The 25,109-nt window shown below is 68.0% G+C and carries 23 protein-coding genes, 1 tRNA gene and 1 other RNA gene; 17 read left to right on the top strand and 8 right to left on the bottom strand.

Features of this window, described 5'->3' with window-relative positions; translation table 11 throughout:
• Positions 1-135: 135 nt before the first annotated feature.
• Both GGQ61_RS19260 and GGQ61_RS19265 read right to left on the bottom strand, forming a co-directional pair.
• Positions 136-1,644: a hypothetical protein gene (locus GGQ61_RS19260; protein WP_183776410.1), complete on the bottom strand. Its 1,509-nt coding sequence runs from the start codon at positions 1,642-1,644 to the stop codon at positions 136-138.
• 7 nt (positions 1,645-1,651) lie between these two features.
• Entirely contained in the window at positions 1,652-3,244 is a 1,593-nt protein-coding gene (locus tag GGQ61_RS19265; protein WP_183776417.1) for an L-serine ammonia-lyase, read from the bottom strand.
• A 392-nt stretch (positions 3,245-3,636) separates the two neighbouring features.
• Between GGQ61_RS19265 and GGQ61_RS19270 the strand changes: the two genes are divergently transcribed.
• Positions 3,637-4,668, top strand: a complete 1,032-nt coding sequence (locus GGQ61_RS19270; RefSeq protein WP_183776419.1) for an NAD(P)-dependent alcohol dehydrogenase — start codon at positions 3,637-3,639, stop codon at positions 4,666-4,668.
• A gap of 269 nt (positions 4,669-4,937) precedes the next feature.
• Here GGQ61_RS19270 and GGQ61_RS19275 read toward each other — a convergent pair whose 3' ends face one another.
• Entirely contained in the window at positions 4,938-5,120 is a 183-nt protein-coding gene (locus GGQ61_RS19275) for a hypothetical protein (RefSeq protein WP_183776421.1), read from the bottom strand.
• A gap of 55 nt (positions 5,121-5,175) precedes the next feature.
• On the opposite strand from GGQ61_RS19275, the gene GGQ61_RS19280 reads away from it, so the two are divergent.
• Positions 5,176-5,379, top strand: a complete 204-nt coding sequence (locus GGQ61_RS19280) for a hypothetical protein (RefSeq protein ID WP_183776423.1) — start codon at positions 5,176-5,178, stop codon at positions 5,377-5,379.
• 575 nt (positions 5,380-5,954) lie between these two features.
• The gene (locus tag GGQ61_RS19285; RefSeq protein WP_183776425.1) at positions 5,955-6,131 is read left to right on the top strand and encodes a hypothetical protein; all 177 of its coding nucleotides are present in this window, start codon (positions 5,955-5,957) and stop codon (positions 6,129-6,131) included.
• A 16-nt stretch (positions 6,132-6,147) separates the two neighbouring features.
• Here the strand turns inward: GGQ61_RS19285 and GGQ61_RS19290 are convergent, their stop codons facing one another.
• On the bottom strand, positions 6,148-7,008 hold the full coding sequence (locus GGQ61_RS19290; protein WP_183776427.1) for a tetratricopeptide repeat protein: 861 nt from the start codon (positions 7,006-7,008) through the stop codon (positions 6,148-6,150).
• Between the two features lie 100 nt (positions 7,009-7,108).
• On the opposite strand from GGQ61_RS19290, the gene GGQ61_RS19295 reads away from it, so the two are divergent.
• Both GGQ61_RS19295 and GGQ61_RS19300 read left to right on the top strand, forming a co-directional pair.
• Positions 7,109-8,491, top strand: coding sequence for a leucyl aminopeptidase family protein (locus tag GGQ61_RS19295; protein WP_183776429.1), 1,383 nt, complete (start codon positions 7,109-7,111; stop codon positions 8,489-8,491).
• On the top strand, positions 8,488-9,321 hold the full coding sequence (locus tag GGQ61_RS19300) for an NlpC/P60 family protein (RefSeq protein WP_183776431.1): 834 nt from the start codon (positions 8,488-8,490) through the stop codon (positions 9,319-9,321). Before GGQ61_RS19295 ends, GGQ61_RS19300 begins: the two co-directional genes overlap by 4 nt.
• A gap of 6 nt (positions 9,322-9,327) precedes the next feature.
• Here GGQ61_RS19300 and GGQ61_RS19305 read toward each other — a convergent pair whose 3' ends face one another.
• Positions 9,328-10,002, bottom strand: a complete 675-nt coding sequence (locus GGQ61_RS19305) for a c-type cytochrome (protein WP_183776433.1) — start codon at positions 10,000-10,002, stop codon at positions 9,328-9,330.
• A gap of 138 nt (positions 10,003-10,140) precedes the next feature.
• On the opposite strand from GGQ61_RS19305, the gene GGQ61_RS19310 reads away from it, so the two are divergent.
• From GGQ61_RS19310 to GGQ61_RS19320, 3 genes are read left to right on the top strand one after another with little or no spacing between them, the layout of a single operon-like run.
• Positions 10,141-10,878 (top strand): 3-deoxy-manno-octulosonate cytidylyltransferase, encoded by a 738-nt coding sequence (locus tag GGQ61_RS19310; protein ID WP_183776435.1) that lies wholly within the window; start codon positions 10,141-10,143, stop codon positions 10,876-10,878.
• A complete protein-coding gene (locus GGQ61_RS19315; RefSeq protein ID WP_183776437.1) occupies positions 10,875-11,723 on the top strand; it encodes a prephenate dehydratase in 849 nt (282 codons plus the stop codon). Before GGQ61_RS19310 ends, GGQ61_RS19315 begins: the two co-directional genes overlap by 4 nt.
• Complete coding sequence (locus GGQ61_RS19320; RefSeq protein WP_183776439.1) at positions 11,723-12,025, top strand: hypothetical protein; 303 nt, start codon at positions 11,723-11,725, stop codon at positions 12,023-12,025. The genes GGQ61_RS19315 and GGQ61_RS19320 overlap by 1 nt, the downstream gene beginning before the upstream one ends.
• A 5-nt stretch (positions 12,026-12,030) precedes the next feature.
• Here GGQ61_RS19320 and nudC read toward each other — a convergent pair whose 3' ends face one another.
• Positions 12,031-12,960, bottom strand: a complete 930-nt coding sequence (gene nudC / locus GGQ61_RS19325; protein ID WP_183776441.1) for an NAD(+) diphosphatase — start codon at positions 12,958-12,960, stop codon at positions 12,031-12,033.
• 60 nt (positions 12,961-13,020) lie between these two features.
• Between nudC and ffs the strand changes: the two genes are divergently transcribed.
• From ffs to GGQ61_RS19340, 3 genes are all read left to right on the top strand, one after another.
• An RNA gene (gene ffs / locus GGQ61_RS19330) (signal recognition particle sRNA small type) lies at positions 13,021-13,119 on the top strand.
• A 37-nt stretch (positions 13,120-13,156) separates the two neighbouring features.
• The gene (locus GGQ61_RS19335; protein WP_183776443.1) at positions 13,157-14,950 is read left to right on the top strand and encodes a DNA polymerase III subunit gamma/tau; all 1,794 of its coding nucleotides are present in this window, start codon (positions 13,157-13,159) and stop codon (positions 14,948-14,950) included.
• Positions 14,951-14,957: 7 nt separating this feature from the next.
• On the top strand, positions 14,958-15,284 hold the full coding sequence (locus tag GGQ61_RS19340; RefSeq protein ID WP_183776445.1) for a YbaB/EbfC family nucleoid-associated protein: 327 nt from the start codon (positions 14,958-14,960) through the stop codon (positions 15,282-15,284).
• On the opposite strand, the gene GGQ61_RS19345 is transcribed toward GGQ61_RS19340, so the two are convergent.
• The gene (locus tag GGQ61_RS19345) at positions 15,281-15,799 is read right to left on the bottom strand and encodes a GNAT family N-acetyltransferase (RefSeq protein WP_183776447.1); all 519 of its coding nucleotides are present in this window, start codon (positions 15,797-15,799) and stop codon (positions 15,281-15,283) included. The two genes, GGQ61_RS19340 and GGQ61_RS19345, sit on opposite strands and share 4 nt — an antisense overlap.
• 117 nt (positions 15,800-15,916) lie before the next feature.
• Between GGQ61_RS19345 and recR the strand changes: the two genes are divergently transcribed.
• The gene (gene recR, locus GGQ61_RS19350) at positions 15,917-16,519 is read left to right on the top strand and encodes a recombination mediator RecR (protein ID WP_183776449.1); all 603 of its coding nucleotides are present in this window, start codon (positions 15,917-15,919) and stop codon (positions 16,517-16,519) included.
• 3 nt (positions 16,520-16,522) lie between these two features.
• Here recR and GGQ61_RS19355 read toward each other — a convergent pair whose 3' ends face one another.
• The gene (locus GGQ61_RS19355) at positions 16,523-17,425 is read right to left on the bottom strand and encodes an N-formylglutamate amidohydrolase (RefSeq protein WP_183776557.1); all 903 of its coding nucleotides are present in this window, start codon (positions 17,423-17,425) and stop codon (positions 16,523-16,525) included.
• A gap of 124 nt (positions 17,426-17,549) precedes the next feature.
• Between GGQ61_RS19355 and cpdR the strand changes: the two genes are divergently transcribed.
• The 5 genes from cpdR to GGQ61_RS19375 all read left to right on the top strand — a co-directional run bounded on the left by cpdR (position 17,550) and on the right by GGQ61_RS19375 (position 25,040).
• Positions 17,550-17,909, top strand: coding sequence for a cell cycle two-component system response regulator CpdR (gene cpdR / locus GGQ61_RS19360; protein WP_183776451.1), 360 nt, complete (start codon positions 17,550-17,552; stop codon positions 17,907-17,909).
• 91 nt (positions 17,910-18,000) lie between these two features.
• A tRNA-Val gene (locus GGQ61_RS19365) sits at positions 18,001-18,075 on the top strand.
• A gap of 365 nt (positions 18,076-18,440) precedes the next feature.
• Positions 18,441-20,066, top strand: a complete 1,626-nt coding sequence (locus tag GGQ61_RS22335) for a TonB-dependent receptor plug domain-containing protein (RefSeq protein WP_246371098.1) — start codon at positions 18,441-18,443, stop codon at positions 20,064-20,066.
• 36 nt (positions 20,067-20,102) lie between these two features.
• Entirely contained in the window at positions 20,103-21,413 is a 1,311-nt protein-coding gene (locus tag GGQ61_RS22340; RefSeq protein WP_343056220.1) for a TonB-dependent receptor domain-containing protein, read from the top strand.
• A 480-nt stretch (positions 21,414-21,893) separates the two neighbouring features.
• Positions 21,894-25,040: a TonB-dependent receptor domain-containing protein gene (locus GGQ61_RS19375; RefSeq protein ID WP_183776453.1), complete on the top strand. Its 3,147-nt coding sequence runs from the start codon at positions 21,894-21,896 to the stop codon at positions 25,038-25,040.
• Positions 25,041-25,109: the final 69 nt, after the last annotated feature.

Consider the following 25,109-nt stretch of genomic DNA (forward strand, 5'->3'; position numbering starts at 1 on the left):
AACTTGATCAATCTATTGCCGCGGGGCGGACCGCCCGGACAAGGCCGCGCGGCCGCGGACCGCGGCTCGTTATTTTTCGAACATACAGTATGTTATCGGCGTTCTGCAATCGCCAAGCGCCCGGCGTAATCAATGTCAGAACGCCAGCACCGCCTGGACCATCGGCACCCAGGCCGTCAGGCCGGCGGTGTAGGGGGTGAAGACCCCGCCATAGGGCGTGTCGACGACGCGCATCACCTCGGCGGTCAGCCACATGCGCTCGGTCGGCACGAAGTACCACTTCACCCCGACGCCGGCCTCCCAGGAGTCGCGGAACTCGCCGAACACCATCGAGCCGCGGCCATAGGCCATCACCTTCTTGGGCACGATGAACGCCGCCCCCGACAGCTCGAAGCCGTGGTCGAACATGCTGTCGATCGGCATCGGCCCGTCGGCCTTGAAGTCGTCGACCCAGCGGAAATAGTACTGCCCGTTCAGCGACCAGCCGTACTTCTTGAGGCCGAGGTCGATGGCCCACATCCGGTAGGTGGCGTTGTCCACCGTCACGCCCGGCGCGAAGGCCCCGGTGGCGAAGGTCAGCACCCCGTCCGAATTGTGCATCGAGGTGTTCTCCGGGCTCGACTGGTCGAGGTCCGAGAACCGGTCTTCCCGCGCCCAGGTGAACGAGGTGCCCAGCCGCATGCGCAGGTTCGGCGAGGCGTAGTAGTCGTCGTACATGTTGCGCGACTTGCCGGGCGGGCCGTAGTCGCCCAGCGGCTCCCACCACAGGCTGCCCGACGCCATCAGGTTCTCGTCGATCTTCGCCGCCGAGATGTTCAGCGTGTTCAGCCCGTTGCCGACGAAGGCCAGGTAGTGGAGGTCCTTGGTGATGTCGCCGTTGGCCCAGATCCCCTGCGTGAACCCCGGGCGGAAGAAGTTGTCGGCCATGGTCCGGTCGGTCGACTGGAAGAACGGGAAGGTGTTCACCAGCGAGCGGCTGCCGGGCACGCCGGTATAGCCGCCGGTCAGGGTGAAGGCCTTGTTGAACTGCCAGCCGATGTTGCCGGCGATGACGATCGAGTTCGACCCGGCCGAGGTCCACACCGTCGAGCTGTAGCGCAGCCGCGGATCGAAGATGTAGCCGCCGAGGATGAACATCGTGCGGTTGACGGTGATGTCGTTGCGCAGGTTGACCGCGCGTTCGACGCCCAGATGGTCGGTGAAGCTCTCGTCGCCCGAGGTGGTGTTCAGATACCGGACCTGCGAGTTGATGTTGTATTTCAGCAGGAACGGAACGTCGGCGTCCGGCGGCGTCTGCCAGATGACGATGCCGTCCTGATAGCGCTCGGCCAGCTTCTCGCCCATCGACGCGCTCGAGGCTTTCGGGGCCGGCGTCAGCGCGGCCTGAGCCGGCGGGGCCGCCGTCGGGGACGGAGCGGGCGGCGCGGCCGTCGCTGTCGGCCGGGCGTCCAGCTGCTGCTGCAGCCGGCCGAGCGTCTGCGTCAGCGCCGTCTGCTGCTCCTGCATGACGCGCAGCTGCGCCTGCAGCGCCTCGACCTGCGCTTCCAGCTCGGCGTTGGTGGCCTGCGCCTGGGCGCCCGTCGCGAACGCCGCGGCCAGCGCCCCGAGCGCGACCGCCTGCGCGACTGACGCCCCCGGCCGCACCGGCGCCTCAGCAGAGCACGAGCGAGACCGCCAGCCCGCCTTCGGAGGTCTCCTTGTACTTGGAGTTCATCTCCTTAGCGGTCAGGGCCAGCGCGTCGACCGTGGAGTCGAAGTCCACCCGGCGGTTGGCGGGGACCTCGTTCTTGGCGATCAGATAGCCGGTCCAGGCCTTCACCGCCCCGAACGCGCAGCGTTCGATGCAGGGGATCTGCACGAAGCCGGCGACCGGATCGCAGGTCATGCCCAGATGGTGCTCCAGCGCGCCCTCGGCGGCGTTGGCCGCCACCTGCGGGCTGTCGCCATAGGCCTGGGCGATCGCCGCCGCGCCCATGGCCGAGGCCACGCCGATCTCGGCCTGGCAGCCGCCCTCGGCCGCCGACAGGGTGGCGTTGTGCTTGCAGAGATAGCCGACCACCGCGCCGGCCAGCAGCGCCTCGCGCAGCTTCTCCTTCGACATCTTCGCCCCGTTCGGGCCCAGCGAGTAGATCACCGCCGGCAGCACCCCGGCCGAGCCGCCGGTCGGCGCCGTGATCACCAGATGGCCGCGGGCGTTCTCCTCCGAGCCGGCCAGGGCGTAGGCCGAGACCAGGCCGATGGCCCGGCGCGCCTCGCCCTCCTGCTTCTGGGCGCTTTCATAGACGTCGTGCGCCTTGGTCTTCAGCTTGATCGGGCCGGGCAGGGTCGAGGTCGGCGCCGCGAGCCCGGTCTTCACCGTTGCGTCCATGGCTCCGAGGATCTTGTCGAGGAAGGCGTCGATCTCGGCGTCGCTCTTGCCCGAGATCGCCGTCTCGTTGGCGCGCGCCAACTGGGCGATCGAGATCTTGTCGCGGTTGCAGTGCTCGATGACTTGGCTGATCCGCTCGTACGGATACTTCGGCGGGTTCTTCTTCGGCGGCTCGTAGCCCTTCCACTCGATGAAGCCGCCGCCGACCGAATAGTATTCCTGCTCCAGCAGCACCTTGTCGCCGGCCATCAGCTTGGCGGTCATGGTGTTGGGGTGGTGGAAGTCGCCCTTGGTGGCGTCATAGACGATGTTCTTCAGCGAGACCGGGATCTCCTTGTTCCCGAGCTTGACCTTGAAAGTCTGGTCCGGGTTGGTGGCCAGGCTGTCGAGGAAGGCGGGGTCGACCGTCGCCGGCTCCTTGCCGATCAGCCCGGCCAGCGCCGCGCGCTCGGTGCCATGGCCCTTGCCGGTGGCGCTCAGGCTGCCGAACAGGTTCACCTGCAGCGCCGTGGCGGTGTCCAGCTGGGCGGCGGGCAGCTTCGTGCAGCGTTGATAGAAGTCGTAGGTGATCCGCATCGGCCCGATGGTGTGCGACGACGACGGGCCGGGACCGACCTTGTAGAATTCGTCCACCAGGGTCATCACCGGCCCCTTGGACTTCTTCACGACATTGAGGCTGGGATCGAGCTTCACCGAGTCCTGCGGCGAGGTCGCCGGCGTCTGCGCATAGGCCGCGATGGGCCGACCGGTCAGGGTCGCGATGGCCGCGGCCATCGCGCTGCGCACCATGAACGCACGCCGATCCGAGCCGGCGGGCGGCTCGCTCGTATCCAGTTGCGGGACGGGATTGTCTTCTAAGACATCTTCACTGGCCATCACACCCTGCGCCTCTTGAAGAAATCAGCAGGCTGAAGGATGCGTCCGAAAGCGCTGGCTTAGCATAGGGTGAAGTGCGTAGACGCCCTGCGCGTTTTCCCTAAGGACTCGATGCCTGGGGTGTTGCGCGGGTAGGTGGAGGAGCAGGAACTCGGGGCGCGGAACGGGCGGGCAATACTGTGGGTGTCGCGCTCGGCGCTGTGCTTGGAAAGCGCCTGCTTGTCGATCCGCCCCTTGGCGATCGCGTCGTCGTCGGCTTGGCGAGCCTCGACAGCGGGCAAGAACTGGCGAGCTTGGAACTCGGTCTCTAACGCTAGGGACTGATCCACCCCCATTGCCTTCCCCGACGCCACGCCCCCAAACTCCCCGCTCCACAACCAGGAGTTCCCGGCATGAAGGCTGTCCGCTTCATCGCCTCCGGCCGCCCGCCTGAGGTCGTCGACATTCCGAAGCCCGTGCCCGGTCCCGGCCAGGTGCTGGTGCGGATGGGCGGGGCGGGCGTCTGCCACTCCGACCTGCACGTGCTCGACCACGGCTTCAGCGTGCCGGGCCCCTTCACCCTCGGCCATGAGAATGCCGGCTGGATCGAGCAGCTCGGCGAGGGCGTGAGCGGCTGGAAGGAGGGCGATCCCGTCGCCGTCTACGGTCCCTGGGGCTGCGGCCAGTGCAAGACCTGCCAGTCCTCGGCCGAGAACTATTGCGAGCGCCACGCCTCGATCCCCAGCTACGGCGGCGGCCTCGGCTCCGACGGCGGCATGGCCGAATTCATGATCGTGCCCTCGGCGCGGCTGCTGGTGCCGCTCGGCGGCCTCGACCCGCTGGCCGCCGCCCCGCTCAGCGACGCGGCGCTGACGCCCTATCACGCCATCAAGACGGCGCTGCCGCTGCTGACCCCCGACGCCACGGTGCTGGTGCTTGGCGTCGGCGGCCTCGGCCACATGGCCGTGCAGATCCTGCGCGCCCTGACCAGCGCCAAGGTGATCGCCGGCGACATCGACGAGACCAAGCTCGCCCACGCCCGCCAGCTCGGCGTCGCCCACACGGTCAATACGCGGAACGCCGACCTGGCGGCCGAGGAGATCTCCGACCTCGCCGGCCCGCGCGGGATCACCGTGGCGCTGGACTTCGTCGGCGCCCAGCCGACCGTCGATCTCTGCGCGCGCACGGTCGGCCGCGCCAGCCGCCTGACCATCGTCGGCCTGGCCGGCGGCGTGCTCAGCTATTCGGCGAACAACCCGCCCTACGGGACCCAGGTCAGCGTCCCCTACTGGGGCTCGCGCACCGAGCTGATGGAGGTCATCGCCCTGGCCCAATCCGGCGCTATCAAGGCCGACATCGAGACCTTCCCCCTCGACCGGGCCGTCGACGTCTACCAGCGCCTGCGCGAGGGCAAGATCCACGGCCGCGCGGTGCTGAGACCGTAGGGCGGTCCGCTCACGCCAGTGTCATCCCGGTTTCGGCGCAGCCGAAGACCGGGACCCATTCGCGTCTGAGCCTGAAGATTGGCCGCGACCGAGCCGTCGCCTGTCCCATCCGGAGTTCATGGGTCCCGGTCTTGCTTCGCAAACCGGGATGACACCCCGGGATGAGCAGCGCTCACCGCCCGGGCGCCAGCTGCAGCCGCACCGGCTGGCCGTCCAGCGCCTTGGCGGTCCAGGCGACGGTCGGGCGTCAGGGCGATGACGCGCGCCGGCTATTGATGGATCGTGCGGTCGCCGCGCTCCTGATCGTTGTTGAGGCGCTCGACGTATTCGTCAGCCAGGTCGGCCGGCAGCCCGACCAGCGGCACGCGATTGAGGACGACGGTCATCCCGGTCCAGCGATCGAACACCGTCCAGCCGGCGTCGTCACGGCGGGCTTCATACTGGAGCGTCATTGTTCGCGGGGGTTTGAGGTGGCGCGCCCTGGCCGCGGGGCGTACCGTTCCGGGCATGGAAACGCCCGCTGACATTCGGCGACGTTGGTCGTACCTCCGAGGCCTGCTGATCGAGCAGTTGTCGCGCTTCGAAGACGGCTCCTATCAGATCACGTCCGACAGCAAGGACGTCAGCGTCGAGGCGATCTATCAACTTCGAGACGCGATCCGGGACTTCGACGAGCTCATCGCCGGCAGCAAGGCCCCGCCCGAAGGCTGAGGCCGGCCCGCTGCGACGGCCGGGGCCGCAACGCGGTCGCCGCCCGCGGGCGTTCGTCACGGGAGGGCTGCGCGCGACGTCACGCAGAGGTCGCGGATTTGCCGCTTGAGAAGCGGACCCTCGATCTGGATCACGCTGAAGCCTTCGGCTCGGAGACGGTCGAGGACGGCCCCCAATCCTGCGTACTCTCCTGTCCGGGCGAGTTGAAATGCACGTTCAAGTGGCGTTGGGCGAAATTCCATAAAGTACAAACCGCTCTGCATGGAAATTGTTGCCGCGGATGGCGTCTAATTCGGCGCTTGAACTAAATGGCAAATTTCATATCGAGTCGCGAAAATTCGGCGTAGCGTTCGATTATGTGATCTCAAGACTGAAATTTTACTGGAGTTCGGGGGCGCGATTAAAGCCGGAGCTGAAAGTGAAGCTCCACATGATCCATCCGCCAAGGAGGACGGCGTGCTCCCGCATTCGAGGCGATCTTCTCTTTCAGCAACGCAAGCGCCCCACCGCGGGCGTCGAGCGGGCTCACCCGACACGAGGCGGCGAAGGTCCAGACGTGGCGAGGCAGGTCAGCCATGACCTTCTTCGTGACGCAGCTTCCCCTTCACTCGATCGCCCAGTTGCGGAAGTGGCTGAGGGCCGCAGCGCCCTACGAGGTCGAGCAACTGCTCCTGCAAATTGAATTCTGGCCGCCCGACGGGCGAGAGACCCTCATCGCGATCATCGAGGAAGAGCGCCCCACCTCGCACTGACCCTGCGTGCCGCCTCCTACGGCGTCTGGCGCAGACTCTCCCACGAGCGCGCGCTCGGCGCGCCGCCGCTGGCGGCGAGCGGCGCGCGGGCGCTGCGCAGCCAGGCCAGGTTGTTCTCGACCATCTCCGGCGGCAGATCCTGGCGGGCCAGGCGCTCGGCCTCGTCGATGCGGCCGGCCAGCCCGACCACCAGGGCCAGGTTCTGGCGCACGGCGATCGGCGCGTCGGGGCGGGCGGCGGCCTGGCGCAGGGTCGCCTCGGCCTTCGCCGTATCGCCGCGCGAGGCGTAGTACATGCCGAGGTTGCCCAGGGCGACGGGGTTGTCGGGGGCGAGCGCCAGGGCCTGTCGGTGGGCGGCCAGGGCCTCGTCGAAGCGGCTGGCCTGCTCGTAGGCGACGCCCAGCAGCGAGGGGATGCGCCAGTCGCGCGGGGACAGGGCTTGGGCCTGCCGGGCCGGCTCGATGGCGTAGAAGCCCTGGCCGCGGCCGACCTGGCTGCGGGCGACTTCCAGCAGCGCCTCGACGTTGTTCGGGGCGACGATCAGCGTGCGCTCGGCCGCCTGCATGGCGTCGCCGTAATTGCCCATCTGGCGCAGCGCCTGGGAAAGCTTGACGCCGGCGTCGACGTCGTTCGGATCGAGCTCGGCCTCGTGCGCCCAGAAGGCGGCTCTCGCCAGCGGGTCCAGCCGCGCGATCTGGGCGCGCTCCTGCGCGGTCGCCTTGCGCGGCGCCGGCGCGGCGGCGGCCGGCTTCTCCGCGGCGGGAGCCTTGTCGGCGCCCTTGCCGAACGGGAAGGCCAGGGCCGGGCTGGCGCCGACGCTGGTCAGGGCGAGGGCGAGGGCGAGGGCGGTTGCGGCGAGGGCCGACATGCGACACATGGAATGACGGGCTCCGGGTGAACGCCCCAAGCATCCCCCCGCCCGTTTAAAGGAAGCGTTAAGCATAATTTTCCGCCGCCGGGCGGGGCAGGAGAGCGCCATGACCGAAGTCGTCGTCGACCACGCGCAGGGCGCCGTCGTTCCCGTCCACGCCCTACGCGAGCGCGAGCTGGCGAGCTTCCTCGAGGGCCGCCCGGCCTTCGTGAAGGCCTTCGCCGAGCTTTCGGAATTCAAGGCCAAGGCTGGCCAGGTGCTGGTCGTGCCCGACGCCGCCGGCGCCATCGACCAGGTGCTGCTGGGCCTCGGCGCGGCCGGCGACGCCCAGGGCTTCCGGGTGCTGGGCGCCAGGCTGCCGGCCGGCGACTACCGCATCGCCTCGGCTCCGGCCGAGATCGCCCCCGACCAGATCGCGCTGGCCTTCGCGCTCGGGAGCTACCGCTTCGACCGCTACAAGAAGAAGGGCGAGACGCATCCGCGCCTGGTGGCGGCCGAAGGCGTCGATGTCGCGCAGGTGCGCAGCATCGCCCACGCCTGCGCCCTGGCCCGCGACATGGTCAACACCCCGGCCGGCGACATGGGCCCGCTCCAGATCGAGACCATCGCCCGCGAGATCGCCGAGCAGTACGGCGCCGGCATCACCGTGGTCACCGGCGAGGGCCTGCTGGAAGCGAACTATCCGGCCGTCCACGCCGTCGGCCGCGCCGCGACGCCCGAACGCGCGCCGCGGATGATCGAGATCACCTGGGGCCAGGAGGGGCATCCCCTGGTCGCCCTGGTCGGCAAGGGCGTGGTGTTCGACACCGGCGGCCTCGACATCAAGCCTTCGGCCGGCATGCGCAACATGAAGAAGGACATGGGCGGCGCCGCCCACGCCCTGGCGCTGGGCCGGATGATCATGGCCGCGGGCCTGCCGGTGCGGCTGGCGATCCTGCTGCCGGTGGTCGAGAACGCCATCTCCGGCGACGCCATGCGGCCGGGCGACGTGCTGGACAGCCGCAAGGGCCTGACCATCGAGGTCGGCAACACCGACGCCGAGGGCCGGCTGATCCTGGCCGACGCCCTGACCCGCGCCGGCGAACTGGAGCCGGCCCTGACCATCGACCTGGCGACCCTGACCGGCGCCGCGCGCATGGCGCTCGGCCCGCAGCTGCCGCCCTACTACACCGACGACGAGGAGCTGGCCGCCCAGATCGAGGCCGCCGCCGCCGCCGTCGCCGACCCGCTGTGGCGGATGCCGCTGTGGAAGGGCTATGTCGACTCGCTCGATTCCGACGTCGCCGACATGAAGAACGACTCCGACGCCTGGGCCCAGGCCGGTTCGGTCACCGCCGCGCTGTTCCTGCAGAAGTTCGCGCCGAGCGGGCCGTGGGTTCACCTCGACATCTTCGCCTGGAACCCGCGCGGCCGGCCGGGCTGGCCCTCGGGCGGCGAGGCCCAGTCGATCCGCGCCCTCTTTGCGATGATCGCGGGCCGCTTTTCGTGAGCTTCGATCCGCGCGTCACGCTCGCCCGCGGCGACCTCGCCGCCCGCGAGCTGGAGGCTATCGTCGCTGCCGATCGCTATGCCGATAGGCGCCGGCATATATGCGCGAAACCTGCCGCTGGGATCCTGCGCTCGGCCGACGCCGGCGCCGAGCAGGTCGACCAACTCCTTTGCGGAGAAGGGTTTGACGTCCTCGATGAGGCCGGCGGCTTCGCCTGGGGCCAGGCCCGGCGCGACGGTTATGTCGGGTTTGTGGAATTATCGGCGCTGAAACCTGCCGATAGAGCGCCGAATATGAAGCTATCGGCGCTGCGCAGCTATGCGTTCGAGGCGCCCAGCATCAAGTCGCGGGCGCTCGGCCCATACTCTCTCGGCAGCTTGCTGGACATCGAGGAGCGCGAAGGCCGCTTCGCGCGGGCCGCCGGGATCGGCTGGTTCGTGGACGATCACCTGGCTGAAATCGGCGTCTTCGAGACCGATCCGGCCGCCGTGGCCCTGCGCTATGTCGGGACGCCGTACCTGTGGGGCGGGCGCGAGAGCCTTGGCCTCGACTGCTCGGGCCTTACGCTGCAAGCGTTCGGGGCCTGTGGGATCGCCCTGCCGCGCGACACCGACCAGCAGGCGCAGGGCGGCTTGGGCGTGGCCGAGGGCGAGCTGGCGCGCGGCGATCTGGTGTTCTGGAAGGGCCACGTGGCCATGATGCTGGACGGCGAGACCATCGTGCACGCCAACGCGCACCATATGGCTGCAGCAATCGAGCCCTTGTCGGTGACAAGGGCTCGCTACGTCGCGGCGGGGGTGGGCGAACCCACCGCTTTCCGCCGTTATTAGAAAGGCTTAGTTCGCGGCGGCGGGGGCCGCGTCGGTGGCCGCTGCGGTCGGCGCAGCGCCGGCCGAGGCCGGAGCCGCAGCCGCGTCCGCCGCCGGCGTCGCCGGAGCGGCGCCTTCCGCGGCCGGAGCCGCGGCGGCCGGGTTCGGCGCCGGGAACGGCAGGTTCGAGCCCTGGGTGTTCAGATAGGCCAGCAGGTTGATGCGATCCTCGGCCTTCTTCAGGCCGACGAAGGTCATCTTGGTGCCGGGCAGGTGCTTCTGCGGCGCCTTGAGGAATTCCGAAGTCTCTTGGAAGGTCCAGACGCCGTGGGTGCCGTGTTCGATCATGGCCGGCGAGTAGGCGAAGCCGGCGTGCTGGCCCGACTTCTTGCCGAGGATGCCATGAAGATTGGGGCCGGTGCCGTTCGGACCGCCCGCTTCGATGGTGTGGCAGGACTTGCACTTGGCGAAGACCGCCTCGCCCGCCTTGATGTCGGCGGTCGGCAGGACCGTGCCCCAGTCGATCGGCGCTTCGGCCGCGGCGCCGCCGGCGCCCGCTTCCTCGGCGACCTCGATCGCATAGCCCGGCTTCTCGACCGGATGGGGCGCGAACACGCCCGACGAAATTTCACGCAGGCCGACAATGGCCAAGCCGGTCGCAAGCACGGCGCCCGCGACTTTATTGAACGTCAGGTCGCTCATAGTCTCTAAATCGGCCCTCTCAACGGCCAGCCAAAGCGGGCTGGCGTCAGCACGGGAATCCCCGCCCCTTATTGCGCCCGGCTCTCTTACACGCTACCGCCGCCCGCGCAACCAGCCAGTTGGTCGCTTCCGGGTGTCATGAAACCGATCATCCTCATTCCTGCACGCATGGCGGCCACGCGGCTGCCCGGAAAGCCCCTCGCAGATATCGAGGGTCTGCCAATGATCGTCCGTGTTCTGCGCCAGGCCGAGGCGGCCGGCGTCGGGCCGGTGGCGGTGGCGGCCGGCGACATCGAGATCGTGGAGGCGGTGAAGGCCGCGGGCGGGCAGGCGGTGCTGACCGATCCCGACCTGCCGTCGGGCTCGGACCGCATCCTGGCGGCGCTGAACATCCTGGACCCGGCCGGCGCCCACGACGTGGTGATCAATCTGCAGGGCGACATTCCGTTCGTTTCGCCCGCCGTGGTCGAGGCGGCCGCGCGGCTGCTGGCCGAGCAGCCGAGCTGCGATATCTCGACCGTGATGGTCGCCGAGGCCGACGTCGCCGAGCGCAGCAATCCCGACATTCCCAAGGTCGTCGCCGCCATGGCCCCCGACGGCCGCAGCGCCCGGGCGCTCTATTTCACCCGCTCGGTGCTCTACGGCGACGCGCCGGTGTGGTTGCACCACGGGGTCTACGGCTATCGCCGCGAGGCGCTGGAGCGCTTCTGCGCCGCCGCGCCGTCGCCGTTGGAGATCCGCGAGCGCCTGGAGCAGCTGCGCGCCCTGGAGATGGGCATGTCCATTTGGGCGGCGGTGATCGACGAAGCCCCGATCTCGGTCGACAACCCCGCCGACCTCGAGAAAGCCCGCCAGTACGCAAGGGACCACGCATGACCAAGGGACGCATCGCCTTCCAGGGCGAGCTCGGCGCCAACAGCCACGAGGCCTGCGTCGCGGCGTTTCCCGACATGGAGCCGGTGCCTCACGCCTCGTTCGAAGAGGCGTTCGATGCGGTGAAGCTTGGCGACTGCCAGCTGGGCATGATCCCGGTCGAGAACTCGATCGCCGGCCGCGTCGCCGACGTCCACCACCTGCTGCCGTCGTCGGGCCTGAAAATCATCGGCGAGCGGTTCAAGCCGATCCACTTCCAGCTGATGGTGAACCGCGGCGTGAAGCTGGAGGACGTCAAGACCGTCGCCTCCATGCCGATCGCGCTGGGCCAATGCCGCAAGTCCCTGCGCCGCATGGGCCTTAAGACCGAGCCGGTGGGCGACACGGCGCTCGCCGCCAAGCTGCTGTCGGAGCATCCGGACCCCACGCGCGGCGCGGTCTCGCCAGCCCTGGCCGCCGAGCTCTACGGCCTCGACATCGTCGCCCGCGACATCGAGGACGAGCACAACAACACCACGCGCTTCCTGGTGATGACGGCCGACAAAACGCCGCCGCCGCCGCCGTTCACGACCCCCTGCGTGACCAGCTTCATCTTCCGGGTCCGCAACCTTCCGGCCGCGCTCTACAAGGCGCTGGGCGGCTTTGCGACCAACGGCGTCAACATGACCAAGCTCGAGAGCTACATGGAGAACGGCGCCTTCACCGCGACCTTCTTCTACGCCGAGGTCGACGGCCGGCCGGAGGACCGCGGCCTGGCCCTGGCCTTCGACGAGCTGAAATTCTTCTCGGAACGCTTCGAGATCCTCGGCGTCTATCCGGCCGACCCCTTCCGTTCGCGAGCCGGCTGATGAACGTTATCGAAATTGACGCCAGCCGCTGCTGGAACCGCAAGGAATTCGCCAGGCTGCTGCAGGAGACCATCCAGGCGCTGCCCGGCCATGGTTCCAGCGTCGAGGCCTTTGTGGACTCGATGGTGTTCGGCGCCATGAGCGAGCTGTCGCCGCCCTACCGGATCGTCGTGCTCGGCGAGCTGCGCCCGGAGGTCCGCGCCTTCGCGGCCGATCTCTCCAACGCCATCGGCCAGGCGCGGCTTGAGCGCCGCACCCGCCGCGGCGACGACGTCGAGGTCAGCCTGAAGGTCGGGGCCTAGAGCCTCTAGTCGGGGCTCTCCGCCCAGGTCTTCAGCAGTTGGTGGGCGATGGCCATCGGTCCCGGCGCGAAGGTGCCTTCGACCTTGCCGGCCAGCACGTCGCGGGCCTCGGCCTTGGTGAACCAACGCACTTCCGAGAGCTCGGTCTGGTCGGGGGTCGCCTCGTCGCTGGCGACCTGAGCGATCAGGCCGATCATCAGCGACGACGGATAGGGCCAGGGCTGGGTCGAGTGGTACTCGACCGAGAGCGTCTTCAGGCCGGCCTCTTCCTCGAGTTCGCGGGCGCAGGCCTCCTCGATGGACTCGCCGGGCTCCAGGAAGCCGGCGAGGGCCGAGAACATCCCCTTGGGCCAGATCTCCTGACGGCCGAGCATGCAGCGGTCGCCGTGCACGGCCAGCATGATCACCACCGGGTCGGTGCGCGGGAAATGCTCGGCCTTGCAGGCCGGGCATGCGCGCTTCCAGCCGCCGTCGACCACGTCGGTGTGTTCGCCGCAGGACGAGCAATGCCGGTGACGCCGCCGCCATTCGAACATCGACTTGGCGGTGGCCATGATCGCCGCGTCCGTGGCCGGAAGGCGCAGGGCCATGGCCCGCAGGTCCTCGAATCGCCCCATCCCGGCCAGCGGGCCGTCGGCGGGGTCGTGGCCGCCCTCCAGGTCGACGGCGAAGACTGCGGTTTCCTGCCAGAGGCCCATGAACAGCAGGCGTTCGGCCCCGCCCGACAGGTCCTCGGCCATGCGCGAGGGCAGATAGGCGATCTGCACCCCGCCGTCCGGCGAGGCCTCGACGAACGGCTGGCCGTTCCAGAGCGCGATGGCCAGGGAGTCCGGGGCCAGAAGTTTTTCGGTGAGCCAGGAAACGTCGCCGCGCCTTTCGCTGGCGCGGTTCAGCGGGTTGCCGGCGAAGGTGTTTTGATGGGGTGAAAGCGGCATGTGCGGAGTTGTAGCTGCGCTGGCGCTTGCGCGCGAGCGCCAAGGTCGCGATATAGGGGGCGGAGATCGGCGACGGGCGGACGCCTCGCCAACCTGGTCAGGTCCGGAAGGAAGCAGCCACAACGAGTTTCGCTCCGGGTCGTCGTTCGGTCTCCACCCAGCCCCACAAGGCTCAAGCCTCCATCCTCGGGCGCCAATGGCAGAAGACGACGAACCCGAGATCCTAGAGCGCGACCCCAATACGAGCGACATGTTCGGCGCGCCCGCGCCGCCGCCGCCTGCGCCCCCGGCTGAGGAATCGGCCGCCTACACCGTCATCGCCCGGAAGTACCGCCCGAGGACCTTCGACGACCTCTATGGCCAAGAAGCGATGGTGCGCACGCTGCGCAACGCCTTCGCCAGCGGCCGGATCGCCCACGCCTTCATGCTGACCGGGGTTCGCGGGGTCGGGAAGACCACCACTGCGCGCCTGTTGGCCCGCGCCCTCAACTACGACACGGACGCCGTCCACGAGCCCAGCCTCGACCTGCGCGAGGAGGGCCGGCACTGCCGCGCCATCATCGAAGGCCGGCACATGGATGTGCTTGAACTCGACGCCGCCAGCCGCACCGGCGTCAACGACATGCGCGAGCTGCTGGACGGCGTGCGCTACGCGCCTGTCGAGGCCCGCTACAAGGTCTACATCATCGACGAGGTGCACATGCTCTCGACAGGGGCGTTCAACGCGCTCCTGAAGACCCTCGAGGAGCCGCCGCCCCACGCCAAGTTCATCTTCGCGACAACCGAGATCCGCAAGGTGCCGGTGACCATCCTGTCGCGCTGCCAGCGCTTCGACCTGCGCCGCGTCGAGCCGGACGTGATCGTGAAGAACCTCGAGATGATCGCCGAGAAGGAAGGCGCACGGGTCGAGGCCGAAGGCATGCTGCTGATCGCGCGCGCGGCCGAGGGCTCGATGCGCGACGCCCAGTCGATGCTGGACCAGGCGATCGTCCAGGCCGAGGCCGGCCAGACCGTCGCCGCGGCCTCGATCCGCGACATGCTGGGTCTGGCCGACCGCGCCCAGACCATCAGCCTGTTCGAGCAGGTCATGCGCGGCCAGGCTGGGCCGGCGGTCGAGACCTTCCGCGGGCTCTATAACTTCGGCGCCGAGCCGGGCCAGGTGATGCTGGACCTGATGGACCACACCCACGGCGCTTCGGTCGCCAAGGCGATCGGCCCCCAGGCCCTGACCCTGCCCAAGGAGCAGGCCGCGCGGCTGGCGGCGGTCGGCGCCTCGGTTTCGGCCGGCAATCTCTCGCGCATCTGGCAGATGCTGTTGAAGGCTCACGAGGAGGTGCGCCGCGCCCCGGACGCGGCCGCGGCCTGCGACATGGCGCTGATCCGCCTGGCCTATGCGGCCGACCTGCCCGGCCCGGAGGAGGCGCTCAAGCGCTTGGCGGCCGGCGACCAGCTCCCGAGCGGACCAGCGCCCGGCGGCGGAGGAGGCGGTGGTGTCGCGGCCATGGGCGGTGGCGGCGGGGTGACCGCCCAGGCGCGGGTGATGGCCGCGCCGCAGGAGCAGGCCGACGCCGTCCCGACCCTGAATTCGTTCGCCGACGTGCTGAACTTGATCAAGGCGAAGCGCGACATCGTCCTGCAGCTCGACGTCGAGCGCTTCGTGCGCCCGATCAGCTTCCGCCAGGGGGCGATCGAGTACGAACCCGTGCCCGGCGCGCCGAACAACCTCGCCCAGCGCCTGGTGGCCCGGCTGAAGGAATGGACCGGCCAGCCCTGGCTGATCGCCGCGCGCGGCGGCGGCGGAACCGAGAGCGCCTGGGAGCGGCAGAAGCGCGAGGCGTTGGAAGTCCGCGCCGAGATCGAAGCCGATCCCTTCGTGATGTCGGTGATGCAGGCCTTCCCGGGAACTGAAATCGTCGGCGTGCGCAACCTGCCGCAGCCCGATGTCGCGCCGCCGATCGAAGGCGCGGAAGACGACGAAGACGAAGAGTGAGATTGCCATGAAAGACCTCGGCTCCATCATGAAGCAGGCCCAGGCCATGCAGCAGAAGCTGGCCGACGCTCAGGCGCGCATCGCCGAAATCGTCGTCGAAGGCACTTCCGGCGGCGGCATGGTCAAGATGACCCTGAAGGGCACGGGCGAGATGGCCGGCGTCGAACTCGATGAGAGCCTGCTGGCCCCCGGCGAGGGCGAAGTGATCTCGGACCTGATCGTGGCCGCCCACGCCGACGCCAAGCGCAAGCTCGACGCGCAGCAGTCCGAGCTGATGCGCGAGGCCGCCGGCCCGCTGGCGGCCATGGGCCTGCCGGGCATGCCGAAGTTCTAGAGCCGCAGCTCCAGGCGGCTCACCTGGTTGGCGCGGTCTTCCAGCTCCTGCACGCTGGTCCCGACCTCGACGAAGCCCTGACGAATCCAGAAGCGGTGGGCCGCCGGGTTCTGTTCCTGGACGATCAGCCGGATCGTCCAGCCGCCCTTAGCGACAATCCAATCGCGAAGCGCCGCGACGATGGCCGCGCCCAGTCCCTGCGCCCGGGCCTCGGGCGCGACCACCAGCAGCCCCAGATACCAGGCGTGCGGATCGGGGAAGTCCCGCAGCAGATCGATCGCCGCGGTCAGCCCCTGGTCGGTCCAGAACCCGATCACCAGCTTGTCGCGCAGGGCGTGATCGGGCGGGACCTCGACAAGCAGGTCGGCGGCCGCGTGCGCATGCGGCGGCGAACCGGTGACCAAGACCTCGAAGTCGGCGCAGCGTTCCAGCAGCTCCTGCAACTCGGGCACGGCGCTGCCGGAGATCAGCGCTACCTGGGCGCCCTCGACCTGCGGAAGATCAGAAATGACCATGGCGAGCGCTCCCCTCGACATCTAGATGGGTAGTCCCGACAATCTGCATCATTACGCCGCCGCTGAATCGTCGACAGGGTGGCGCACCCCGAACCTCTCGCCTAGCCAGGAGCTGACTTGGCCGCCTCCGCCGGACCTGAAATCGAGCGTTTGATCTCGCTGCTCTCGAAGCTTCCGGGCCTGGGGCCGCGGTCGGCGCGGCGGGCGGCCCTGGCGCTGCTGAAGCGGCGCGAGCAACTGCTGGCGCCGTTGTCGGAGGCGCTGTCGACGGCGGCTGAGCGGGTGAAGACCTGCAGCGTCTGCGGATCGCTCGACACGCAGGATCCCTGCGCGATCTGCACCGATCCCCAGCGCGACGGCGCGCTGATCTGCGTGGTCGAGGAGGTCGGGGCGCTGTGGGCCATGGAGCGGGCCTCCGCCTTCCGCGGCCGTTACCACGTGCTCGGCGGCCTGCTGTCGGCGCTGGACGGGATCGGGCCGGAGGCGCTGCGCATCGGGCCGCTGGTGGCGCGGGCGAGCGATCCGGGCGTGCGCGAGGTCGTCTTGGCGCTGCCTGCGACGGTCGATGGCCAGACTACGGCCCATTATCTGGCCGAGCGGCTGGAAGGCGCGGGGGTCAGCGTCACCATGCTGGCGCGGGGGGTGCCGGTGGGCGGCGAACTCGATTGGCTCGACGACGGCACGATCAACCAGGCCATGCGCGCGCGGCGACCGGCCTAGGCGCTACTTCAGGCCGGACCAGTCCATGGCGCCGAGCGCGGCGATCACCTCACCGAGGTCGGCCTGCAGGCGCCTGAAGCCCTTGGTCGGCTCCAAAGTCCCCTCGTTAAGATAGATGCCGCGGTTGATCTCGATCTGGAGGGCGTGAGTGCGCCGGTTCGGGCGGCCATAGTGCTCGGTGGTGTAGCCGCCGGCATAGGGCGCGTTGCGGGCCACCTTGTAGCCGCGCGCCTCGAGCTCCTGTTCGACTTTCTGCGTCACTAGGCTGGCGCAGGAAGCGCCGAAGCGGTCGCCCAGCACCATGTCGCACGGCCCATCGCGGGATCCGGCCCTTGCGGCGGCGGCCGGCATCGAATGCCAGTCGATCAGGACCGCATAGCCATGCGCGGCGTGCGCCTCGCCCAACAGCCGCGCCAGCGCCTGGTGATAAGGCCCGTGCACGCCTTCGATCCGGCGGCGAGCCTCGTCGAAGGTCAGCTTGCGGGTGTAGATTTCCTGGCCCTCGGACACCACGCGGGCGATCGCGCCGAGGCCGGCGGCGACGCGGGCGGTGCGGGCGCGGGCGAAGTCCGGCAACTCGTCGGCGAACATCGCCTGGTCGAGCTCGAACGCCTCCCGGTTCACGTCGATGTAGGCCCGCGCCAGATTGGCGCAGATCAGCGCCGCGCCCTGGCTCGGACCGGAGCCGATCAGCTCGTCGACGAAGGCGTCCTCCGAGCGACGGATGGCCAGGGCGTCGAGCGCGGCGGCGGCCATCATGTCGTCAGGATAGAGCCGGCCGGAATGGGGCGAGGCGAACACCAGCGGGGTGGGCGCGGGCGCGCCGTCGGGCGCCGCGCGGCGCACCTCGAAGGGCGCGAGCGCCGGCGCGGGACAGTCGGCGGCGAGGGGCTCCCAGGCGTTCATCGCCGCCATATGACGGTGCGTCTTCACGTGGGTCAAACAGATCGCACGTCGCCGCCGGTTCATCGGCGATTTACGTCTCCGCGGCTAATGTGGAGCCTTACGACTACGCACCTGCGAGCTGTCCATGCCCCGAATTCTCCTCGCCGAAGACGACGACTCGCTGCGCGGCTTCCTGTCCCGCGCGCTGGAACGGGCGGGCTATGATGTCACCTCCTGCGCCGATGGCGAGGAAGCGGCCGCCGTGCTCGATCAGGACTGGGATCTGCTGCTCACCGACATCGTGATGCCCGGCATGGACGGGATCGAGGTGGCGCGCCTTGCCGCGGCCCGCCATCCGGGGCTGCGCATCATGTTCATCACCGGTTTCGCCGCGGTCGCCTTGGCCGCGGGCGAGAGCGCGCCTCCCGGCGCGAAGGTGCTCTCCAAGCCTATCCACCTGCGCGAGATCGTCTCCGAGGTCGAGCGGATGATGGCCGCCGCATAAGGCTGTGAAAATGCGGTCGAGAGTGCTTGCGCAAGCCGGTCCTCGCCGCTATACCGCCGCCTCCCGTTCCCGAAAGGGAGCCGACTGGTTCGGACGTGTAGCTCAGCGGGAGAGCACCTCGTTGACATCGAGGGGGTCACAGGTTCAATCCCTGTCACGTCCACCATCCTCCTCACAAGCAGGTTCCACGCCCTTGCAGCCCAGACTCTGCGCGCGAACGGCTGTGGGCCTTCAAAGCCGGTAGACCGCCCGCAGGCCCAGACTGTCAGCCCCGTCGTCGGTGTCGCACGCGGCCTTGGGGCGCAGATCTGCTTGCCCGGATGACGCAGCGTTAGGGGTGTTGTTTTGATCGGCTGGGTCAAAAAGCCTTGCCGAACAACGGTGTTGCGATTTGAACGCAGTTCGAATGCATTATTTCGGTTCTGCAAAATTCACCTAGCGCGGCGGCGTCGAACTCGCATCTCATCCTCCTACCCACGGGCGACCATCGCGTCAGATCGAAACCGGCGTCCGTCGAGGGGGAGGAAAATGATGTTGAAGAGCAGGTATCTCTGCGGCGGCTCAGTCATGGCCGTTGCTCTGGCCCTCGGCGGCCAGGCCTTTGCCCAACAGGCCAGCACCGTCGAGGAGGTGGTGGTCACCGGGTCCTTCATCCGCGGCACGCCCGAGGACGCGGCGTTGCCCGTGGACGTAATCGGCGCCGACGACCTCGCCAGGCAGGGCTCGCCTACCACGGTCGAGCTTCTGAAGGCGCTTCCGGTTTCCAGCGGGGTGCTGGGCGACACCAACCAGTTCGACCCGCGGGCCCAGGGCTCGGAAGGCTCCGGTTCGGTCAACCTGCGCGGCCTCGGGGCGCAGCGCACTCTGGTGCTGATCAATGGTCACCGGATGGCGGCGAACCCGTTCGGCCAGGCTGGGGCAGGCATCGTCGACACCAACATCATCCCGTCGGCCGCGGTCGGCCGAATCGAGGTGCTGAAGGACGGCGCGGCCGCGACCTACGGTTCGGACGCGATCGCCGGCGTCGTGAACTTCATCACCCGCAAGGACTTCAGCGGCCTGGAGCTGAACGGCAGCTATCGCTATGTCGACGGCTCGGATGGCGACTATGACGGCAGCATCGTCTTCGGCCACGCCTGGGAAAACGGCAACATCCTGCTGAGCGCCGGCTATCAGCACCGCTCGGAGCTGCCGACTACGGAACGCGACTGGGCCAGCCAGTCGTACTTCAACAATCCCGAAGGCGGCTGGTCGGCCGGCAACGCGGTCGCACCGTTCCTGCCGGTGACCAATCTGCCGAGCGGGGCGTTCACGCCGGCCGCGGGCTTTGCGCTCGACAACGGCTGCGCCTCGCTGGGCGGGGTGGTGCAGGGCGGCGCGCTGCCGGCCTGTTTCTTCAACTTCATTCCCTACGACAACCTCGTCGAGAAGGAAGACCGCTTCCAGCTCTATGGCGAAGCCAACGCCGACCTGGGCGACAACGCCCAGCTGCATGTCGAAGTCTTCTATTCGGAGACCGACGTGCCGGAGTGGAAGACCTCGCCGTCGTACCTGGCGCTGCAGACCCCGACCGCCAGCACCAACCCGACCGTCGGCCAGCTGCCGGCCTCGGTCCTGGCCGGTTACTTCGTCCCGGCCAGCAACCCCGGCTTCATCGCCTATCGCAACGCCAACCCGACGCAGATCCCGGCTTTCGCGACCGGCGTCCATATCCCCGGCGTGCGCTACCGGCCCCTGTCGTTCGGCGGCAACCCGGCGTTCGACTACGGGCCTTCGGAAGGCCGCCGCCACTACGACGCCTTCCGCGTCAGCGGCGGCATCAAGGGCCAGTTCAACGACGCGATCGGCTACGACTTCGCCCTGACCTACGGCCAGGAAACCGGCGTGCGGACCGGCTACGACACGGTGGTGTCACGCTTCCAGCTGGCCCTGCGCGGCTACGGCTCGCTGAACAACGGCACGGCCGGCGGCTGTACGGCGGCCGAGACCAACAACTTCACCACCAACGCCGGCAACACCGCGCTCGGCTGCTACTATTTCAACCCGTTCTCCAACGCGATCGCCAACAACACGATCACCGGCCAGACCAACCCGAACTTCAACGCCTCGCTGGCCAACAATCCGGAACTTGTGCGCTGGTTCTTCCAGGAGGTCTAGACCAAGCAGACCTCGAAGCTGTTCGTCGCCGATGCGGTGTTCAACGGCGAGCTGGGCTGGGAGCTGGGCGGCGGCGCGGTCGGATGGGCGGCGGGGGCGCAGTTCCGCCGCAGCTTCTTCACCTCGTCGTACAACGACCTCAGCAACATTGACGCCAACCCCTGCATCGACACGCCGTTCAACGGCTCGACCGCATGCTCGGTGCGTAACGGCCCGCTGATGTTCCTGGGCACTGGCGAGGAAGCCGACCTTGAGGGCGACGTCTACGCCCTATTCGCCGAAATGGCGCTGCCGGTCACCGACGACCTGCAGGTCCAGCTGGCGGCCCGCTACGAGGACTACGGCGGTGAAACCGGTTCAACCCTGAACCCGAAGATCGCCGTCCGCTGGCAGGCCACCGACGCCCTGGCGTTCCGCGCCTCGGCCGGCACGACTTTCCGCGGTCCGCCGCTGACCCAGCTGACGACGTCGAGCGTGACGGCCCTGTCGTTCATCGGCGGCGCTTTCCGCGCCATCGACATCTTCGGCAACCCGGACCTGGAGCCGGAAAAGGCCACCACCTACAGCGTCGGGGCGATCCTCAACGTCGGCAACTTCAAGGGCAGCGTCGACTACTGGAACTTCGACTTCGAGAACCCGATCGTCGCCGAGCCTTCGGCGTCGATGGTCAACACCATGTTCCCGAACGGCGCCTCGACCAATTGCGGCCTGCCCGCCTTCGCCGACCTGCAGGCCCGCTTCGTATTCCAGGGCGCCTGCAACATCGCGACGATCTCGCGGGTGCGGACCAACTGGACCAACGGCCCGGGCGTGAAGACCTCGGGCATCGACGTGCTGGCCGACTACGACGCCGGCGACGTCTGGGGCGGCAATCTGCGGATCGGCGGCTCGGTCACCTACACGCTCGAGTACAAGGTCGATGCGTTCAAGATCGGCGACGTGACGGTCGAGAAGGCGTTCGACGCGGCCGGCTACCTCAACTACCAGCTGACAGCGACCTCGCTGCCGCAGCTCAAGGGCTCGGTCTACGCCGAGTACACCCACGGGCCGCACAACCTGCGCTGGACGGTCAACTACATCGACTCCTACGTCGATCAGCGGGCCTCGATCTTCGCAGCGAACCCGGTCAACGGAGCCATCCAGCCGGACGGCGCCAAGATCGACGAGAGCTGGGTGCACGAGCTCGACTATCGCGTCTTCCTGCCCTGGGACGTGACGGTCAACGTGTCGATCGACAACCTGTTCGACACCGAGCCGTCGTTCGCCCGGCTGGACCTCAACTACGACCCGTTCACCGGCAACGCGCTTGGCAGGACCTACAAGCTGGCCGTGAAGAAGAAGTTCTAAGCGGTCCGAAACGCGGCTGCGGAGCGTCGGATTCGGCGCCCGCAGCCGCCCCGATTCGTCTCGAAGGCGCCGTGGGGCTTCCCTCGCGGCGCCTTTTTCTTGGAGCGCGGCGCGGGCGCCACACCTGCCAGGCATGGCAAATCGACCGTCGCCCACGCCGCGGCCGACGGTTTTCGAGCAACCGGTTTCATCCGGTTGTCGTTCGGTTTCGTTCAAAAATCCGGAAAATACGCAAAACCAATGACTTAGTAAGTATTCTACGCGGCACGCGAAAAATTACAGATATCGGTATGCGGTGAACGCCGAAATTCTTCAGTTACGTCAAAAATATGAGCTCAATTGCAGCGCATTTCAAGCCTGTAACGAAAGCGACATCGCTCTGGCGTCCCGGCTCTTCTCCGTGAATGATCGCCATACTCGGACGTAGATAACCGCTGCATTTCAATCGCTGCGGATGTCCGAGGGGGAAAGGAAACACTGATGTTGAAGAGCAGATATTTCTGCGGCGGGTCCATTTTGGCCGTCGCCCTGGCTTTCGGCGTGTCGGGAACGGCCGCCGCTCAGGGCGAAGCGACAGTAGAGGAGGTGGTGGTCACCGGCTCATTCATCGCCGGGACGCCCGAGGACGCAGCGCTGCCGGTCGACGTGATCGGCACCAAGGAGCTCGAGGCCCGTGGTTCGCCGACCATGGTCCAGCTGATCAAGACGATCCCGTCGTCCGGCGCGGTGATCGGTGAAAACAACCGGTTCGGTTCCGGCTCGGGCGCGGCGACCATCAACCTGCGCAACCTGAACTCCCCCTCGACCGGCTCGCGGACCCTCGTGCTCTTCAACGGCCGCCGGATCCCGGTTTCGCCGCAGAGCCTGAACTCCGTCGACGTCAACCTGCTGCCGACGGCCGCGATCGGTCGGGTCGAAGTGCTGAAGGACGGCGCGGCCGCGACCTACGGCTCTGACGCCATCGGCGGCGTCGTCAACTTCATCACCCGCACCGATCTGGACGGCTTCGAGTTCAGCGGACAATACCAGTTCATAGATGGCTCGGACGGCGACTACGAAGCCAACCTGGCCTGGGGCAAGAAGTGGGACAGCGCCGATGCGCTGATCACCGTCGGCTACCGTCACCGTTCGGTGCTGCCGATCCAGGAACGCGACTGGGCGATCCGCACCGGCGTCGGGGGCTTCCTTGAGAACCCGCTCGGCGGCTGGGCCAGCACCGGCAACCCCGGTCAATACAACGTGGTCTCGTCGATCGCGCCTAGCCCTAACGGCGGCTTCGCCTCGGGCGCTATCGGCGCCGGTCTGCCGGACATCGGTTGCGCGGCCAACGGCGGCGCGCCCTACAACATCTCGGCGGTCATCGGCCTGCGGACGCTGAATCCGGACCCCAACTCCTGCCAGTTCCAGTACACGACCTTCGACAACCTGGTTGAGGAAGAAGAGCACTTCCAGGCCTACGGGAAGTTCAACTTCGACATCACCGACACCCTGTCGGCGAACATCGAAGTGCTCTACGCCATGCACGACACGCCCAACCAAAGCTGGGCTGTGACCGGGCCGAACCAGTTCCCGACCCCGCTGGCGGCTGGCGGCACCTCGCCGATCCCGGCCCTGGCCCCTTCGGATCAAGGCCGTTTCTACATCCCGGCCACAAACCCTGGACTGGTGGCTCTGATCAGCCAGGTCAACGGAGCCAACTGTAACGGCACGGTGCTGCCCTACGGCATCGACGCCGCCAGCTGCCAGACGGCGCTGAACGCGGCCCGTGCGGCCGTGGCGACCGCTGCGACCAACGGTGTGGCGGCGAGCCAGACCGCCTGGCGCCCTATCGGCTTCGGCGGCAACCCGTACACCGAAGACAAGCATGCGCACTATTCCTACAAGGTGGACACCTTCCGGGTGTCGGGCGGTTTCAAGGGCGAGCTGCCGTTCGGCATCAACTGGGACGGCGCGCTGACCTACCAGCAGCAGGACTACACCCGAGTGCAGGAAGACCTGTCGGTCAACCGCCTCCAGCAAGGCCTTCGCGGCTTCGCCAGCCGGGCCGGCGCTGCGGACCAGTGCACCGCTGCGGAAACCAACAACTGGACGAGCAACGCCGGCAATGCGGCGATGGGTTGCTACTACTTCAACCCGTTCACCAACGGCTTCGAGCAGAGCCTGTCAAACGTCGGGGCCAACCCGTACTACATCGGCTCCAGCACGATCCCTGGCTTCAACGACGCCGTCGCCGCCCGCAACGAGGTGGTCGACTGGATGGACGAGCGGCTGGTCAACAAGATGTCGACCCGCCTGTTCGTCGCCGACATCGTCCTGAACGGCGAGCTGCCGTGGGAACTCGGTGGCGGTGCGGTGAAGTGGGCCGCCGGCGCCCAGTACCGCTACGACCAGTACCGTCAGAACCCGGAAGTGCTGCACGACGTCAATGCGACGCCCTGCGTGGACTCGCCGCCGTTCGGCGATGGTCAGCCCTACTGCCTGGTGCCCACCGGGCCGTATCTGTTCAACGCCAACCTCGCCCAGTACAACGTTTCGCGTGAGATCAGCTCGGTCTTCGCCGAAACCCTGCTGCCGATCACCGACGATCTCGAGCTGACCCTGGCGGCCCGCTACGAGTACTATGCGGGTCAGGGCGAGACCTTCAATCCGAAGGCTTCGCTGCGCTGGCAGGCTCTGGACTGGCTGGCCCTGCGCGGCTCGGTCGGCACCACCTACCGCGCTCCGTCGGCGATCATCACGACCACCAACTTCACTCGTGGTCTGACCAACGCCAACGGCACCTGGCGCGCCAACGACCAATACGGCAACCCGAACCTGGATCCGGAAACCGCCTTCACCTACAGCGTCGGCGCCATGGCCAAGATCGGGGCGTTCCGCGCTACGGTCGACTACTGGAGCTTCGATTTCGAAGACCAGCTGATCCTAGAAAGCGCTACCGACATGCTGGCCGCTGCGTTCCCGTCCACCGGCCCGAACGTCTGCACCAGCACCGATCCGGCCTATGTCGCGCTGCGCTCGCGCTTCACCTTCACTGACCTGGGTTGCGGCCGCGCCAACGTCCAGTCGTACCGCACGATGTACATCAACGGCGGCAAGGTGAAGACCTCGGGCGTCGACTTCCAGGCCAGCCTGGACGTCGGCGATCTGTGGGGCGGCGCGCTGACCACCGGCTTCGACGGCAGCTACCTGATCCAGTACGACGAAGATCCCTACCTGATCGAAGGCGTCCCGGCTCCGGCCCGCGGCACCCAGGAGCGTGCGGGCACCTACCGCGCGTCGATCTTCACCGGTTACAACCGGGTGCGCGCGAACGCCTACGTCAACTGGGCCAGCGGCATGCATAACCTGCGCTGGCAGACCCGCTTCATCAGCTCGGTCAACCAGACGGAGTCGAACTCGATCGGTCTGGCGCTCGCCACCAAGACCACGACCAAGATCCCGGAATACTGGCAGCACGACCTGACCTATCGGGCCGAACTGCCGTGGGACACCACCCTGACCGCGACCGTGCAGAACATCTTCGACGAAGAGCCGCCGTTCGCGATCGGCACGCAGTACAACTACGACCCTGCCAGCGCCAACCCGCTGGGCCGCGTCTTCGCGGTGGCCGTGAAGAAGCGCTTCTAGGCGTCATCTTCGATTTGCTTGGGCAGGCGCCGTCCCCGAAAGGGGGCGGCGTTTTGTCTTGTATGAGGT

The organism is Phenylobacterium haematophilum (assembly GCF_014196295.1).
Lineage (GTDB): Bacteria > Pseudomonadota > Alphaproteobacteria > Caulobacterales > Caulobacteraceae > Phenylobacterium > Phenylobacterium haematophilum.

Coding starts and splice junctions, on each gene's coding strand:
- GGQ61_RS19295 (WP_183776429.1), top strand. CDS start 7,109: ATGACCGAAGTCGTCGTCGACCACGCGCAGGGCGCCGTCGTTCCCGTC.
- GGQ61_RS19375 (WP_183776453.1), top strand. CDS start 21,894: ATGTTGAAGAGCAGATATTTCTGCGGCGGGTCCATTTTGGCCGTCGCC.
- GGQ61_RS19315 (WP_183776437.1), top strand. CDS start 10,875: ATGACCAAGGGACGCATCGCCTTCCAGGGCGAGCTCGGCGCCAACAGC.
- GGQ61_RS19275 (WP_183776421.1), bottom strand. CDS start 5,120: ATGACGCTCCAGTATGAAGCCCGCCGTGACGACGCCGGCTGGACGGTG.
- GGQ61_RS19340 (WP_183776445.1), top strand. CDS start 14,958: ATGAAAGACCTCGGCTCCATCATGAAGCAGGCCCAGGCCATGCAGCAG.
- cpdR (WP_183776451.1), top strand. CDS start 17,550: ATGCCCCGAATTCTCCTCGCCGAAGACGACGACTCGCTGCGCGGCTTC.
- GGQ61_RS19265 (WP_183776417.1), bottom strand. CDS start 3,244: ATGGCCAGTGAAGATGTCTTAGAAGACAATCCCGTCCCGCAACTGGAT.
- GGQ61_RS19290 (WP_183776427.1), bottom strand. CDS start 7,008: ATGTGTCGCATGTCGGCCCTCGCCGCAACCGCCCTCGCCCTCGCCCTC.
- GGQ61_RS19310 (WP_183776435.1), top strand. CDS start 10,141: ATGAAACCGATCATCCTCATTCCTGCACGCATGGCGGCCACGCGGCTG.
- GGQ61_RS19270 (WP_183776419.1), top strand. CDS start 3,637: ATGAAGGCTGTCCGCTTCATCGCCTCCGGCCGCCCGCCTGAGGTCGTC.
- GGQ61_RS19345 (WP_183776447.1), bottom strand. CDS start 15,799: ATGGTCATTTCTGATCTTCCGCAGGTCGAGGGCGCCCAGGTAGCGCTG.
- GGQ61_RS19335 (WP_183776443.1), top strand. CDS start 13,157: ATGGCAGAAGACGACGAACCCGAGATCCTAGAGCGCGACCCCAATACG.
- GGQ61_RS19355 (WP_183776557.1), bottom strand. CDS start 17,425: ATGAACGCCTGGGAGCCCCTCGCCGCCGACTGTCCCGCGCCGGCGCTC.
- GGQ61_RS22335 (WP_246371098.1), top strand. CDS start 18,441: ATGTTGAAGAGCAGGTATCTCTGCGGCGGCTCAGTCATGGCCGTTGCT.
- GGQ61_RS19320 (WP_183776439.1), top strand. CDS start 11,723: ATGAACGTTATCGAAATTGACGCCAGCCGCTGCTGGAACCGCAAGGAA.
- GGQ61_RS19305 (WP_183776433.1), bottom strand. CDS start 10,002: ATGAGCGACCTGACGTTCAATAAAGTCGCGGGCGCCGTGCTTGCGACC.
- nudC (WP_183776441.1), bottom strand. CDS start 12,960: ATGCCGCTTTCACCCCATCAAAACACCTTCGCCGGCAACCCGCTGAAC.
- GGQ61_RS19280 (WP_183776423.1), top strand. CDS start 5,176: ATGGAAACGCCCGCTGACATTCGGCGACGTTGGTCGTACCTCCGAGGC.
- GGQ61_RS19285 (WP_183776425.1), top strand. CDS start 5,955: ATGACCTTCTTCGTGACGCAGCTTCCCCTTCACTCGATCGCCCAGTTG.